Source organism: Chryseobacterium sp. SIMBA_029, assembly GCF_046535275.1.
Classification (GTDB): domain Bacteria; phylum Bacteroidota; class Bacteroidia; order Flavobacteriales; family Weeksellaceae; genus Chryseobacterium.
This window is the reverse complement of the sequence record NZ_JAWRXA010000033.1, coordinates 1-777: the sequence shown is the minus strand read 5'-3', so window position 1 is coordinate 777 and position 777 is coordinate 1. Positions and strand designations below refer to the sequence as shown.

Here is a 777-nt window from a genome sequence, read left to right as displayed (position 1 = left end):
ACAACAACGGTAATCTGGGGCTATAACAATACGATGCCTATTGCAGAGGTGAAAGGAGCTTCGCTGACAGACATAGGGAGCCTGGCAGATGGTGTTATTGTAAAGTCTAACCTGGATGTTGATGCGGCATCTGAAACAGAACTGATCAATGCCCTTGATCTGTTCAGAACGAATCCTGCGTTGAAGAATTTCCAGATTACAACCTATACTTATGATCCGTTGATTGGTGTTACCACCCTTACCCCACCTAATGGGATGCGGGAAATATACCGATATGATCAGCAGAACAAACTTAAATCAGTGGTGAACGTAAATGGAAATATCCTGAAAGAATACAAATACAACATCAAACAGCCTTAATACACAGATCATGAAAAAAATATCAGCACTACTATGCATGCTTGCGGCTGTCCTGTTTCATGCACAGAACCTTACCAGTACGCAGAATTATATTTACAGCAGAACCTATCTGGAGCCGGTAACTGCTGAGCAGCCCAACGCCCTTCAGGCACAGGCTGTCCAGTATTTTGACGGTCTCGGTAGGCCCATTCAGAGCATTGCGGTGAAAAGCTCACCGGCAGGAAAAGATGTTGTGGTTCCTACTGTATACGACAATTTGGGACGACAGGCAAAATCTTATCTTCCTGAGCCTGTAGATAGCCAGAATGGAGCTTATCTTCCCAATGTAACAGAAAACTCGGTCAATGCCTATTACGGCGTATCGAACGCCTATTCTGAAGTGGTATATGAGAATTCTCCACTCGCAAGAGTGGAACA

Annotated in this window: 2 protein-coding genes; both read left to right on the top strand. The window is 44.4% G+C overall.

Going from position 1 to position 777, the window contains the following annotated elements:
- The coding region (locus tag SB679_RS23075) for a hypothetical protein (protein WP_410704633.1) at positions 1-360 on the top strand (360 nt) is incomplete at its 5' end.
- A gap of 10 nt (positions 361-370) precedes the next feature.
- Positions 371-777, top strand: a 407-nt coding sequence (locus SB679_RS23070) for a DUF6443 domain-containing protein (RefSeq protein ID WP_410704632.1), incomplete at its 3' end; no start/stop codon positions are given.